General features: G+C 59.4%; 14 protein-coding genes and 1 tRNA gene. 6 read left to right on the forward strand and 9 right to left on the reverse strand.

All coding sequences use genetic code 11. From position 1 onward, the window contains the following. Positions 1–12 precede the first annotated feature (12 nt). From ACZ5C3_RS12340 to ku, 4 genes are all read right to left on the reverse strand, one after another. Complete coding sequence (locus ACZ5C3_RS12340; protein ID WP_464038326.1) at positions 13–360, reverse strand: alpha-ketoglutarate-dependent dioxygenase AlkB; 348 nt, start codon at positions 358–360, stop codon at positions 13–15. After that, positions 285–584 carry a hypothetical protein gene (locus ACZ5C3_RS12345; RefSeq protein WP_464037944.1) on the reverse strand — a complete coding sequence of 100 codons (300 nt, stop codon included), beginning with the start codon at positions 582–584 and terminating at the stop codon, positions 285–287. The genes ACZ5C3_RS12340 and ACZ5C3_RS12345 overlap by 76 nt, the downstream gene beginning before the upstream one ends. A 106-nt stretch (positions 585–690) precedes the next feature. Further along, positions 691–879 (reverse strand): hypothetical protein, encoded by a 189-nt coding sequence (locus tag ACZ5C3_RS12350; RefSeq protein WP_464037945.1) that lies wholly within the window; start codon positions 877–879, stop codon positions 691–693. Between the two features lie 715 nt (positions 880–1,594). Beyond that, positions 1,595–2,569, reverse strand: a complete 975-nt coding sequence (ku, locus tag ACZ5C3_RS12355; RefSeq protein ID WP_464037946.1) for a non-homologous end joining protein Ku — start codon at positions 2,567–2,569, stop codon at positions 1,595–1,597. Positions 2,570–2,839: 270 nt separating this feature from the next. Here ku and ACZ5C3_RS12360 point away from each other — a divergent pair, with 270 nt between their 5' ends. Further along, positions 2,840–3,286 (forward strand): DMT family transporter, encoded by a 447-nt coding sequence (locus ACZ5C3_RS12360; protein ID WP_464037947.1) that lies wholly within the window; start codon positions 2,840–2,842, stop codon positions 3,284–3,286. A gap of 15 nt (positions 3,287–3,301) precedes the next feature. Here the strand turns inward: ACZ5C3_RS12360 and ACZ5C3_RS12365 are convergent, their stop codons facing one another. Further along, on the reverse strand, positions 3,302–3,616 hold the full coding sequence (locus ACZ5C3_RS12365) for a hypothetical protein (RefSeq protein WP_464037948.1): 315 nt from the start codon (positions 3,614–3,616) through the stop codon (positions 3,302–3,304). A gap of 235 nt (positions 3,617–3,851) precedes the next feature. Here ACZ5C3_RS12365 and ACZ5C3_RS12370 point away from each other — a divergent pair. The 5 genes from ACZ5C3_RS12370 to ACZ5C3_RS12390 all read left to right on the forward strand — a co-directional run bounded on the left by ACZ5C3_RS12370 (position 3,852) and on the right by ACZ5C3_RS12390 (position 7,797). Beyond that, positions 3,852–3,927: transfer RNA gene (locus tag ACZ5C3_RS12370), tRNA-Cys, on the forward strand. 485 nt (positions 3,928–4,412) lie between these two features. Continuing rightward, the gene (locus ACZ5C3_RS12375; protein WP_464037949.1) at positions 4,413–4,778 is read left to right on the forward strand and encodes a Rieske (2Fe-2S) protein; all 366 of its coding nucleotides are present in this window, start codon (positions 4,413–4,415) and stop codon (positions 4,776–4,778) included. After that, entirely contained in the window at positions 4,765–5,121 is a 357-nt protein-coding gene (locus tag ACZ5C3_RS12380) for a hypothetical protein (protein WP_464037950.1), read from the forward strand. Before ACZ5C3_RS12375 ends, ACZ5C3_RS12380 begins: the two co-directional genes overlap by 14 nt. Beyond that, positions 5,118–6,365, forward strand: a complete 1,248-nt coding sequence (locus tag ACZ5C3_RS12385; protein WP_464037951.1) for an amidohydrolase family protein — start codon at positions 5,118–5,120, stop codon at positions 6,363–6,365. The genes ACZ5C3_RS12380 and ACZ5C3_RS12385 overlap by 4 nt, the downstream gene beginning before the upstream one ends. 115 nt (positions 6,366–6,480) lie before the next feature. Continuing rightward, positions 6,481–7,797, forward strand: coding sequence for an MFS transporter (locus ACZ5C3_RS12390; protein WP_464037952.1), 1,317 nt, complete (start codon positions 6,481–6,483; stop codon positions 7,795–7,797). Here the strand turns inward: ACZ5C3_RS12390 and ACZ5C3_RS12395 are convergent. The 4 genes from ACZ5C3_RS12395 to ACZ5C3_RS12410 all read right to left on the reverse strand — a co-directional run bounded on the left by ACZ5C3_RS12395 (position 7,794) and on the right by ACZ5C3_RS12410 (position 13,246). Further along, the gene (locus ACZ5C3_RS12395; RefSeq protein ID WP_464037953.1) at positions 7,794–8,696 is read right to left on the reverse strand and encodes a LysR family transcriptional regulator; all 903 of its coding nucleotides are present in this window, start codon (positions 8,694–8,696) and stop codon (positions 7,794–7,796) included. The two genes, ACZ5C3_RS12390 and ACZ5C3_RS12395, sit on opposite strands and share 4 nt — an antisense overlap. 147 nt (positions 8,697–8,843) lie before the next feature. Beyond that, the gene (locus tag ACZ5C3_RS12400; protein ID WP_464037954.1) at positions 8,844–9,158 is read right to left on the reverse strand and encodes a hypothetical protein; all 315 of its coding nucleotides are present in this window, start codon (positions 9,156–9,158) and stop codon (positions 8,844–8,846) included. A gap of 69 nt (positions 9,159–9,227) precedes the next feature. Then, entirely contained in the window at positions 9,228–12,806 is a 3,579-nt protein-coding gene (locus tag ACZ5C3_RS12405; RefSeq protein ID WP_464037955.1) for a hypothetical protein, read from the reverse strand. Positions 12,807–13,003: 197 nt separating this feature from the next. Next, a complete protein-coding gene (locus ACZ5C3_RS12410; RefSeq protein WP_464037956.1) occupies positions 13,004–13,246 on the reverse strand; it encodes a hypothetical protein in 243 nt (80 codons plus the stop codon). Positions 13,247–13,257: the final 11 nt, after the last annotated feature.

Consider the following 13,257-nt stretch of genomic DNA (forward strand, 5'->3'; position numbering starts at 1 on the left):
TTTGATCTTCGGTCAGGACTTCTCGGCCATGGTGCGGAAGGTGATCGAGTAGCGCGGGGCTTCGACGCCGGGAATGCTGTGCTCCCAGACGTGCCGTGACTCGCCTGACATCATATAGAGCGAGCGCGGCGCTGCATCGAGCGTGAAACGCTGCCACTTGCTGCCGTCCGGCTTGCGGAAGCGGAATTTACACGGCGAGCCCAGCGACAACCCGAAGATCCGGTCGAATTGCGGCTTGTCGCGATGCCAGCCGATGCCCACACCGGTGTCGTATTCCGTACACATCACCTGCGCGATCCGCGTGCCTTCGCCGCCGGACTCTTCAACCTGAGCGACGAGTGGGAAGAGCCAGGGCGGGATCTGCTCGGCGTCTCTAGCCGCCGCAGGGCGTAGTCATAGCGAAAGCCGAATGACGCCACGCGGCGCTTGCCTTCATAGATGCCGAACTGAAACGGCTGCAGCGGCAAAGCCGACACATGCGTGATCAGCTCCTGCTCGGTGGCGGGCGAAATGAAATCCTCAGTGTAGTGCAGGCCCTCGGGCAAGGGCGATGGCGCTGCGAAGAGCGCGAGTTGGTCGGACACGTCGAAATCCTTAAATCCTCTTGTGTACCTAACAGACGGCGACAGAGCGTCGTGAGAAAGCGACGACGAAAAATGACCCTGCGCACCTTGCGCGTGCGCCGGAAACTCAGTTCGTCGATGATTTCTTCTCAGATGAGACGGACGACTCGCCGTCGAGCCAATCCTGCTCTTCAGCAAGGGCTTGCCACGCCTCCGCCATACGCAGATAGCGTTTGCGTTGCGGCTCATCCACCGCGTCTTCGGCGAGCCTGCGGCAGTTGTCGGCGTTGTTGCGGTAAGCGTCTGATTGTTTCATGCATATTAGCTGGGGGAGGCTACGCAGCATTGCAAGAGCTCTCGGAACCTCATCGCGTCTTGCATGTTGGTCCTGCGTCAAAACGATGGAGGATCGTGATGGGTTTAGGTCGAGGTGCACTGTTGTGGATTCTTGGAATCCCGCTTCCAATCATTATTCTGCTGGCGCTATTCTGGCGCTAAGCTGATCTTTGACGGGACGATAGACTGCAGGCGATATAGACTGAAGAGAAAGAGGGCTCCGAAAGGGGCCTTCTTTTTATTTTCATCTTTGCGTGAATCAGGAACGAAGAGATTTTGTGCACGTTAGCGGCGCATGAGATGCCCCGCCTGTAATATCGCAATGTGACAGATTGAGCCGCGTACGTTCATTTGCGATCCGTGCAAAGAGATCATCAGACTCTTTGACTTGAAGTCTGCTCCCAAGCCATTCCGACCAGCGCAGCCGCCGACGCTAGCAGAACCGAAGACCGGTTGAGTGGGGTGCTAACGCTTGCCTTGCTTGGATTTGACTTTGTCGGCCGCGCGACCAGTGCTGCTGGACGAAGAGGCCGCTTGCCTCTTCGCCACGCGTGGCTTTTCGCCGAGAGGCTTTTCGCTCGATACCAAAGAGGGTGTAGCTGCCGAGGGCTCATCCGCCCGGGGCTCAGACGCGACGAACCTGACGCCGTTGGGACGCCAGTTGCGATGCTCCTGCTTCCAGCGGTCGATGCCCATCAGCTTGCCTTCCTGCCGCGCGCGGGTGAGCGCTGCGGCTTCTCCGCCGGCTTCTCGGTCTGCTTTTCAGCTTTCTTGCGCTCGCCGCCTTTACCCGCGATCGGCAAGAGCATCTCGCGCTGGCCTTCCACGCGTTTCTTGGCACGCTTCGGCTTGGTGGCGGGTGCGGCGGATTTCGCAGCCGGAGCGGGGGCTTTGCCACCTGAGAGGCTCTTGCGCAGCGCGTCCATCAGATCCACCACATTGCCCGCGGTGCGCGACTTCGCCGGTGCCTCGATGCGCTGGCCGTTCTTCTTCTTGTTGATCAGCTCGATCAGCGCCGTCTCGTAGTGGTCTTCAAACTTCTCCGGCTCGAACTCCCCGGACTTTCCCTCGACGATATGCTGCGCGAGATCAAGCATATCCTTGGTGATCTTCACGTCCTGGATGTCGTCGAAATATTCCTTCTCGTCGCGCACTTCGTAAGGATAGCGCAGCAGATTGCCCATTAGCCCTTTGCCGAGCGGCTCGAGCGCGATGATGTGCTCGCGGTTCGTTAGCACCACGCGGCCAAGCGCCACCATGTCCATCTTGCGGATGGTCTCGCGGATCACACCGAAGGCGTCGTGGCCGATCTTGCCATCCGGCACGAGGTAATAGGGGCGGATGAGATAGCGGGTGTCGATGTCGGCCTTGGGCACGAACTCGTCGATGTCGATGGTGCGGGTGGATTCCAGCGCGATGTTGTCGAGCTCTTCCTTCGTCACCTGCACAAAGGTGTCGGTATCGACCTTGTAGCCCTTGATGATGTCGTCGCTGCCGACCTCGTCGCCGGTCTCCGCGTCCACCTTCATGTATTTAATGCGATGGCCGGTGTTCTTGTTGATCTGGTTGAAGCTGATCTTTTCAGAGTCCGAGGTGGCCGGGTATAGCGCCACGGGGCACGTCACCAGGGATAGACGCAGAAAACCCTTCCAATTGGCTCGCGGGGCCATCGGTTACTCCTACGCTACAGAACAATGGCTTAAGTCCCCGGGTGGCTTCGGGTTCCATTCTGAATCTGATTTCACTGTTTGTTCCGCGCTGCCTGCTCAGGTTCATCCGCAGGACATTTCAGCAAGCCTTTGAAAGCTACTTTGGAAAACCGTCAGAAAGTCTTCGACAGCGCCGCCATCAGGGCCTAGCGAAGGTAACAGGTTCCGCGAACCACGCGGGCCTCTCTTTATAAAAGTAGCCGTCAGGCCAGGAATGCCCAAGGAAAGCTCATGTCCAACTCGTTGATGCTGATGCTTCTCGCAGTCATGTCAGGCGCAAGCATCGTTCTCCAGCAGGCGCTGAACGCCAATCTGCGCACGCTTCTGAACTCGGCGGCATGGTCGGGCTTTATGAGCTACTTCGTCGGCCTCTTGTGCATGATCGCGCTGGCGATCGCGCTGCGCGATCCCATTCCTTCACTCAGCGTTGCGGCACGCGTGCCTTGGTGGGCGTGGAGCGGGGGCTTGTTCGGCGCGGTCTTCATTGGCCTCGCGGTGGTGCTGGTGCCGAAGCTCGGCGCGGCCACGTTCTTCGCGCTGCTGATCACAGGCCAGCTCGTCGCCTCCGTGGCATTCGATCATTTCGGCCTGTTGGGTCTGGCGCAACGGTCCGTTGATTTGCCACGCGTGATCGGTGTGGCGTTGTTGATCGGTGGCGTCATTCTCGTTCGTCGCTAGTCAGATCTAGCGAGCTCAGCTCTCGGGCGCCTCGATCTTTGGATACCGCCGATTGATCCACCATTGCAGGCAGAACACGACGACGAAGGTCATGACAATCGTGATGATCGTCCAATGAGCCGACAGGACCTTTTGCGAATAGGCCTGCGTGGCGATTGTAAAAATTGTCATTGAGCATCCGCCGCTGATCCAGTGCCAGATGATCAGCCAGATATTCCGCGCGGGCAGGTGGCCATCGGTGGCGAGAGTCAATGCAATTTGCCCCAGGATGGAGATGACGACAAAAATCCACAGCAGGAGGATAACGGGCGTTAGTCCCGAAAAATCCATGTGTCGGCTCCTGTCCTTTAGCGCCCGGACAGCAGCCGAGATCGAATGCGTTGCGCAAATTTCGTGTCAAACAATGCTGGCGGACCGAATGCGTGCACGGCTCGACATCCGATATCGTCGCACCGTGGTGAGGCACTCCCAATGTCCGCTTTCGGACGGTATTTTGGTTCCGCTTTAACCACAGTCAGAACGTGGCTTTGCGTTAGGGAATAATCTCGTGCAAGAAATTCAAATTGGCCCGGTGGCGGAATGTCTACGCGGGAGCGTCGCAAACGCTTCAGATCCTGGTTCAAATCCAGGCTGGGCCTCCAACAATTCGAGAGCGAATTTAAAGCCCGGTGCGTCATAGCTGCCGGGCTTTTTTGTTATCGCTTTCTGTCGGAGATGCGCGCTCGATACCTAGCGTGAGCACCGCATAGCCCGCGATCGCAATGAATACGAGATTCCACCAAAACATCGGTCCCCCTGCCGAGCACGGACAACACGATCGCGTTGAAGTTGTCCGAGGCGTGTTTGATGACAGGGCGTCGCGCGATCTCCAATCCAGCAAAAATTGTTGCCAACAGGCCGGAGCGCGCTTGCTTAATTTGCGGTGAGCGAGCGGAGCGAAAATCGATTCAAAATCGAATGAATTGAAAGTGTGCTGTGAGTAGATGGTCACTGCAGCGCACCATACGCGCAACGTATCGCTCGTTCCTGAAAGCGATATTGCTGGTCAGTTCTCGCTGTTCAGAATGCTTCTAATTCAAATGTTTCGGCCGGTTTGTCCCAGCCGATGCAGGACGAGGATGGAAGCATGACTGAATACAATGCCGGGAAGGTGTCGGATTACGCGGACGGGGACCGCAAGGTGGTGGTCTGCGGGGAATTCGAGGTCGGGGTGTTCCGGCTCGATGGCGAATTCTATGCCTGGCATAATCGCTGTGCCCACCGCGCCGGGCCGGTTTGTCAGGGCCGCATCATGAAGCGCGTGCTGGAACCTGTCGCTGAAGACCGCACCGTGCGCGCCCAGGCCTACGACGAGACCGAGACCAACATCGTCTGCCCGTGGCACGGCTACGAATACAGCATCAAGACCGGCGCTCATCAGGGCAATCCGCGCATCCGCCTGCGCAAGGCCGAACTCTCGATCAGGGATGGAGACGTCTATGTACGGGTCTGACGATCGCAAGAACGATCCCTATGGCTGGATCGACACCATGGCGCCGGAGCTGTTGCGCACCTCGCGCGAGCTCGTTGAGAGCAGCCAAGCTTATCGCGTTTCCGATGAAGCCGTCGCGCAAATCCTCACCGCGGCCATCAGGCTCTATGTCGCGAAGTCTGACGGGGAGGAGCGGACGTTTCCGCCGATCGCCGGTCAACACGACAGCGAAATGACGCCGACCGAGCTTCTCTCCGCCGTCTCGGAAATGCTGCGCGCGCTGCATCTCAGCCCCATGGAGCTGGCGCTGTGGTACCGCCGTCGGCCGGACGAAGACACGTATTATCCCGGAGCAAAATCGTGAATATTCATAACAAGGTCACTCCGCAGTTCTCGCCGACACAAGAAATCAACGTCTACACGGACACTCGTGACGTGCTGGCGCTCGCCAAGAAAAACGCGATCAAGCGCGGTCTCGATGACTGGTTTATCGTCGATATCGATGCGCACCATGTCGAGTCGGTGTCGTGGAAAGAGGTCGTTACCTATATCGAAGATCCGGTGATCCGGGACAACGCCATGCGCTACCAGATGGAGCGTATCGGTGCGCCGCCTTACGGTCTCAATGGCGATCTCGGTCTGCGTTATCAATCGGTGGGCGGTCGCATTCCGCATCAGGACGACCAGCGCGAGAAGATCGAGGAGACCGATGTGCATCGCGACGTGGTGCTGACCCGCCGCGCGATGGATTCGCTCGGTGTGGACAACATGGTGGTGTTTCCGACGCCGATGCTGTTCCTCGGCATGCATCCGCAGACGGAAATGGAGGTGTGGCTTGGTCGCGCCTATAACCGTTGGATGGGCGAGCGCATTCTCGCGGGTGACGATCGCATCAAGACGCTGATCTATCTGCCGTTCAACACGCCGAAGGAAGCCGAGCGAGCCGTGGAGGAATTCGGCGACAACAAAGGCGTGATCGGCTTTTGCGTCACGAGCACACGCTACAAGCCGGTGCATCACAACGACTACATGCGGCTGTATTCGATGATTGAGGAGCGCGGCAAGCCGCTGGCCTTCCATGCCGGTTATCACTGGCAGGACCCATCGCTCGCCACTGTCAATCGCTTCCTCGGCATGCATGCGCTCGGCTTCGCCTGGTGCAACATGGTGCACATGACGAACTGGATCCTGAACGGCATTCCGGAGCGATTTCCGAAGCTGAAGACCATGTGGGTGGAAAGCGGGCTCGCCTGGGTGCCGTTCCTGATGCAGCGGTTGGACGATCAGTATCTGATGCGTCCCTCGGAAGCGCCGCAGCTCAAGCGCATGCCCAGCGAATACATGAACACCAACTGCTTCTATACGACGCAACCCATGGAGACGACGCATCCAAAGGCGCTGCAGAACACCTTCGAGATGATCAAGGCTGACACGCAGCTGATGTTTTCGTCGGACTGGCCGCACTTTGATTTTGATTTGCCGCAGGAAATCTGCGACCTGCCGTTCCTCGATGAGCAGGCCAAGCGCAACATTCTTGGCCTCAACGCGGCGCGGCTGTTCAATCTCGATCCGACACCGGTCAAGAAGCTGCGCGCGGACGCCAAATAGAGAAAATAAGGGAGGGACGGCGGGCGGCGCGAGGGGGCGTGCCGCCCGAAACCAGAACTAGAGCTTGAAAAAGCCAAAGTCCAAAAATGGACGGCATAAAATTCGGGGAGGAAGCATGACCACGATCACTGCGGCAGACTATCCGGTAGAGCAGGCAAGGAGCAGTGAGGCCATCAGCAAGGTCTGGCGGCGGCTCATTCCGTTTCTGTTCGTGCTCTACATCATCAACTATCTCGATCGCATCAATATTGGCTTTGCCGCGCTATCGATGAACAAGGACCTGATGTTGACCGCAACGGTCTTCGGCCTTGCCAATTCGATCTTCTACTTCGGCTACGTGGTCTGCGAGATCCCTAGCAACCTGCTGATGGTTCGTTTCGGCGCGCGCATTTGGATCGCGCGCATCCTGATCTCGTGGGGCCTTGCCTCAGCGGCCACCATGCTGGTGGTCGGCCCGTATAGTCTGTACGTCGTGCGCTTCTTCGTCGGCGTGTTGGAGGCGGGTTTCGTGCCGGGCGTCCTGCTTTACCTGACCTACTGGATACCGAGTTCGCATCGCGCCCGCGCCAATGGCCATTTGATGATGGCGCAGCCTGTGGCGATGGCGCTCGGCGGCGCCGTGTCGGGTCTGATCCTCGAACACTTCAATGGGATATTCGGTCTGCAAGGCTGGCGATGGATGTTCCTGCTGGAAGGTCTGCCGGCGGTAGTGCTTGGTGTGGTCGCTTACTTCTATCTGACCGACAAACCGAAGGACGCAACCTGGCTCACTGAGGAGGAAAAGGACGCCCTCGCGGTGGCCGTCGCTCAGAAAAAGGTGGTAAAGGACGATGATCGTCCGCGGATTCCCGTGCTGAAGCAGGTGCTGCAGCCAAACATCCTGCTGCTGGCGGTGGCTTACTTCTGCCTGGTGAATACCATCAATGCCAACGCCACCTGGATCCCGACGATCGTGCGCGAGGTGTTGAAGGCTTACTCGCTGACGTCAGTGGGCTTCATCACCGCGATCCCTGCAATCTGCGCGCTCATCCTGATGCCGATCTGGACCCGCAGTTCGGACCGCATGCAGGAGCGGCCATGGCATGTGATCGTCGCGCTGGCGATGGCGGCGGTCGGCTGGCTCACCGTGACCTATTTCCCAGCGCCGGAACTGCGTCTGGCGGGATTGATCTTCACGGTATCCGGCGCGTTTTGCGCCATGAGCGTGTTCTGGACGTTGCCACAGGCGATCCTCTCTGAAGAGGCGCGGCCCGCCGGTATCGGCCTGATCAGCGCGGTCGGCCTGCTCGGATCAGCGGTCAGCCCTGCGGTCATCGGCGTGTTGCGGGACGCGACCGGCAGCTTCAGGGCGGGACTTTTCTATGTCGCGGCGCTGCTTGCGATCTCGGCGGTCTTGATCTGGATCGTCGGGCGCAGCAACAGGGCAGCTTAGGGCGCCATTAGCTTGGCCTGCATCCGCGTCGCCGAGACGAACGCTTCGACGACCGGAGTAGCGTCTCCATAGGCGATCGCCAACTCGAACTCGACGGGCGTTCCGGCGCCCGTCAGTTCACGAAAGGCAACCCCCTGACGTCCGCCACCCTTGACGAGGGCACGCGATACCAGCGCAACGCCCATGCCGCCTGCGACGAGACTCGCGATGGTATCCATCTGCAGCGCTTCCTGGCCGATCCGCGGTGTAAAGCCGGCCTCCAGACAGGCCACCTGCATGATCCGGTGCAATCCTGGACCCTGCCGCTCGGAGAACGAGATCCAGGGCTCGTTGGCCATATCGGTCAACGCGATCATGTCTTGCTGGGCGAGCGGATGACCTTCGGGAACCGCGGCCACCAGACGGTTGCGCGCCACGACTTCGCATTTCAGTTTGTGCGCGTTCTGCAGCGGCGGAATGACAAAGCCGAGATCAACACTGTTCTTCTGCAGCAACGTGATTTGTTGCCCGGTCATCGCCTCCTGCAGTTCGAGCCGCACTTCGGGGTGATGCTCGCGAAAGCGCAGCAGGATGGCGGGAAGAATTTCGCGGGCGGCACTGGCGACGAATGAAATCCGGAGCGTTCCGGTGAGACCCGCGCCCGCGTGCCGGGCCGCGATCATCGCGCGTTCCGCCTGCTGAACGGTCCGCCGCGCTTCCTCCAGAAAGACCTGGCCCGCTTCCGTCAGCCGCGTGATGCGGTTGGTCCGCTCGATCAGCGTGGTGCCGACTTCGTCTTCTATGCGCTGGATTGTTGCGGTCAGCGGCGGCTGTGCCATATTCAGCCGTTCCGCCGCGCGGCGGAAACTCAATTCTTCCGCCACTGCGATGAACTGCCTGAATTGCCGAAGCTCGATCATATCCGACTGCTCTCCACCTTTTCGGAGCCCGTCGATTCTGCGCAGAGGAGCTTCGTAGGCCTAGTCCATGAAGGAATAGACCTCATCATCCAGAACCCGCGTCTGGATGCAAGACCAAGTTTCGATGAGGGCAGATCGGTCGCTGTCTTATTTCTTTTGCGCGGAAGGAGCGCTGCCAGATCCCGCTGTGCAACTGATCGAGCCGATGGTGTTGGAGCCGTACTGGACGTAATCCGAGCCGGTCTTCTCGCTGTGTGACGCGCTGATGGGAAGATAGATGTAACACACCGAACCATCCACGGGGTCGCGGAGGCGCTGGATGATCGTGTCGGTGAGGGGGCCGGCGAACTGCCGGTCGAGGGTCATGCGTGGCGCGCGCTGCCAGTCAAATCGCTGCGCGATGGCTGATTGCGTGCCGGCTGCGCAGAGGAGGCCAATGCAGGCTGCGGTGAGCAGTCTCATAATCTAACCTCACATGTGAAAAGACATAAAACGAAACGAAAAAACAGAATTTTACGGCGTAACGAATTCTTACCACGCGACCATCAGTCCGGCGCGGCCGCCGACCTGATTGCTTTGCAGCGCCACACCTCCCGAGACAACCATACTGTTTGTGAGGCGCATGTATTGCGAGATACCGAGCGCGCTTTGTCCAGCGAAGGTGCCGACGTTCATAGCGGTGGCAAACGCCTTGTCCGATGGAAGGCTGCTCCCGGTTAACGCCATGGCCATTGCCACGCCGCCGGCGTTGTTCGTGATGCGCTGATCGAGCCGTTCGATCTGTGACGAGACGTTGGCGCCGAACGCCTGAAGCTGCCCGAGATTGACCGCATCGGTTTGATTGACGCCTGCCGCGACATTGGTGATGCGGCGTTCATTCCCCGGCGCGCCGACCGACACAGTATTAGGTGCCGTTGCTACTGAGCCAGAGCCGATCGCCACGGCATTTGCAGCAGTGACGCTTGCGTTCATGCCCAGCGCGACGCCGCCGGTACCCGTGACGCTCGCGCCATTGCCCATAGCCACGCCATTGCTCGCGGCTACTGCATTGGTGCCGATGGCAACGGCATTGAGGCCGGTTGCACGAGCGGCCCGTCCCAGAGACAGAGCGCCATCGGCGCTCGCGATCGACTCGGCGCCAATCGCGATCGAAGAATTTCCGGATGACGTCGATACTGCGCCGACAGCAATCGCATTGGTCCCCGAGGCGACGGCCGCTGCACCTTGTCCGTTGATCTTCGTATAGGTGTTGGTGGCTGAGAGGGAATTCTGCAAATCGTTGATCGCGGTGCTGTGCGCGCTGAGCGTGGCATCGATCGCGCCGACGGCTGTGGCAACGGTCGAATAGTTCTGGCTTTGCACCGTAAAATTCGGATTGGTGACATTGCCATTGGCATCGACGCTGGCGCCGCCGCCGATGGCGTTCGCGAACCCTGTCGCGGAGTTCGTGGCATAGGTTGTGGTGGCGGCGACAGCCTGGTTGGTCGCATAAAGCTGGCTGCCGGTGACTGCGTCGCTGCTGGTCGCGTTGACCGCTCCCTCGGCAACGCCCGTGAGCTGCCGGTTGCCGCTGGTGCCGGCGATGCTGACGGACGTTCCGTCGGTGGTTGCCGCCACGTTGATCGCGCGTGTTGTCGGGTCTTGCACCACAAAGCTCGTGCCGCCACCGCCGCCGCTCGAGGCCTGCAGAATGCTGATGTTGTTGCTGTTGGTCTGGACGCGGTTGCTAAGGGCTGTCAGCGCGCCATCTATATTACCGTAGCTGCCTCCTAGCACGTTGAAGGTGGGGACAGTGAAGACGCCATTGGCATCGAGTGCTGCACCGCCACCGAAGACTGTGACGAGGCGCTGGTTGAGCATGCCCGAATTGGTGTTGATGGCGGTAATCGCATTCGAATTCGCGGTGATCGATGCCTGCGTTGTGAAGAGTTGATCGCCGGTCACGGCGTCGGTGCTTGATGCCGCGATGGTGCCATTCTGCAGACCTGTCAGCGTTCGTGTACCGATCGAGCCGCGCAGATCGACGAGGGCGCCATCGGTGGATTTCCCGATCGTAATCTGCCGCGTGGTGCTGTCCTGCTGGACGAGACCGACGCCGCCGCTGCCGATCTCCGCGGTCAGGTTGGCGATCGCATTACTGTTGGTGGTGAGTTTCGTGTCCACTGCACCGAATGCCGTATCGATGCTCGAATAGCTGTTTCCCTGGATGGTGAAGCTCGGCATGGTCACCACACCATTCGCATCGATCGACGCGCCTGCACCGAGGATCGAAACGAGTCTCTGATTGAGCGTGGTTGCATTCGTACCGAGAGTGCCGACGGTCTGATTGGTGGCAAAGAGCTGAGCGCCGGTCACGGCATCTGTGCTCGCGGCTGCGATGGTGCCATTTTGCAGGCCCGTCAGCTGTCGCGTGCCGATCGAGCCGCGCAGATCGACGAGGGTGCCGTCTGTCGATTTGCCGATCGTAATCTGCCGCGTGGTGCTGTCCTGCTGTACGAGGCCAACACCGCCACTGCCGATCTGGGCACTGAGCGTGGCGATGTCGTTGCTGTTGCTTGTCAGCTTGGTATCGACCGCGGTGAAGGCGCCGCCAATATTGGCATAATTGCTGCCCTGAATATTGAAGCTCGGTACCGTGACAATGCCGTTGGCATCGACAGTTACGCCCGCACCGAAGATCGAGACGAGTCTCTGGTTGAGGAGCGTGGCGTTGGTGCCGAGATTACCGACCGTCTGATTGGTGGCGAAGAGCTGCGCGCCGGTGACAGCATCGCTGCTAGCCGCGGAGAGCGTCCCGGCTTGAAGACCGGTGAGCTGCCGTCGTCCGGTGCTTCCGGTGAAATCGACGACGGCGCCATCGGTGGTTTTACCGACGCTGATCTGTCGCGTCGCGCTGTCTTGCTGGACAAGACCAACGCCGCCACTTCCGATCTGCGCGCTGAGGTTGGCAATGTCGGTGCTGTTGGTGGTCAGCTTGGTGTCGACGGCCGTAAAGGCGCCGCCGATGCTGGTGTAGTTGCTGCCCTGGATATTGAAATTCGGGATAGTGACGATGCCGTTGGCATCGACGGTTGCCCCTGCGCCCAGGATAGAGACGAGCCTTTGATTGAGGAGCGTCGCGTTGGCGCCAAGATTGCCGACCGTCTGATTGGTCGTGAAGAGCTGCGCGCCGGTCACCGCATCGCTGCTGGAGACGGACAGGGTTGCGGCCTGAACGCCGGTCAGCTTGCGCACACCGGCGGAGCCCGTGAAATCGATGCTTGCGCCATCCGTTGTTTTGCCGACGCTGATTTGTCGCGTCACGCTGTCCTGCTGCACAAGGCCGACGTGACCTAGATTGATCTGTGCCGATAGCGAACTCAGATTAGTCGCGTTTGCGGTTACGTTTGTATCAAGCGCGCCCAAGGCGCCGCCGACACTGGTGTAGACGTTGCCTTGCACATTGAAACTCGGCACGGTGATTACGCCGTTTGCGTCAACGGTGACACCGCCGCCGAATGCCGCTGCGATCCTCTGATTGGTGGTGAGTAGATTGGCGGTCGTATTGGTGATGGCGGTGGTGTTGAGGCCGATATTCGTGTTTGCGGTGGTCAGCGCAGCCTGAAGCCCTGACACTGTGTTGTTGGTGGTGAACAATTGGCTGCCGTTGACAACATCCGTACTCGTCGCAGTCAGGGCACCAGCCGAAACATTGACGAGCTTGCGCTCATTGCCGACGCTGCCGAAGGAGACAGTATTGGCGACGTTCGCAACAGAATTGGCGCCGATGGCGACCGATCCGTTCGCTGAAGCGCTCGCCATATAGCCGAGTGCCACTGCGCTGACGCTGGCTGCACTGTTAGCGCCGAGGGCGATGGCATTGGCACCGTTGACCGTCGCCGATGCGCCATAGGCTGTGCTGTTGTTTCCCGTAACCGAGGCGTTTGGGCCGCATGCGGTTGCGTTGATGCTGCCGCCAGATATGACCCCCGCAAGTAGGCAGCTAAAGATCTGCGCCTGCGCCGGAGCTGCGCTCAGAACTACCAGGCCTCCGGCGTACCAGATCGCCCTTATCGCTTTGCACTTACTCTGCATCGTCGCGACACCACACGTTCCAGTGGTGTCGATCATGATTTGTTAGGGTTAAATGCTCGTTAATTGCGCAACTCAGAGTAGGTTCCGAGTCCGGAACAGAGGCGTTTCTACGCGATTGGCTGACACAATGCGACTAGGCTTCACAACCTATGGGTGTGTTTACGTGTATCGATGATTTAGTCAAATACTCGCATCGCGTGCGGGTAAGAAGGACGTTCTTCAACTATCGGCAATCAAAGCCGCGACACGCAGTCGTCGCAGCCGAACACACCGACGATGCCGCTGAAGGTGCCCAACGCGAAGGTCATTGCAGCAAGACCTCCGATGGCGACCAGTGAGATGAATTCCAGGTCGGTGTCGTCCGAGATGATGGCGTCGCACAAAATACACGACGCCAAAAAGAGAAGCAGCGCGGCGAAGATCTGAAACCGCCGTTTTCCCGGGCGCGGCTGCGCACCAAGTTTCAATGTACTCATCAATCCGCCAA

The organism is Afipia dichlorophenoxyacetatis (assembly GCF_055386385.1).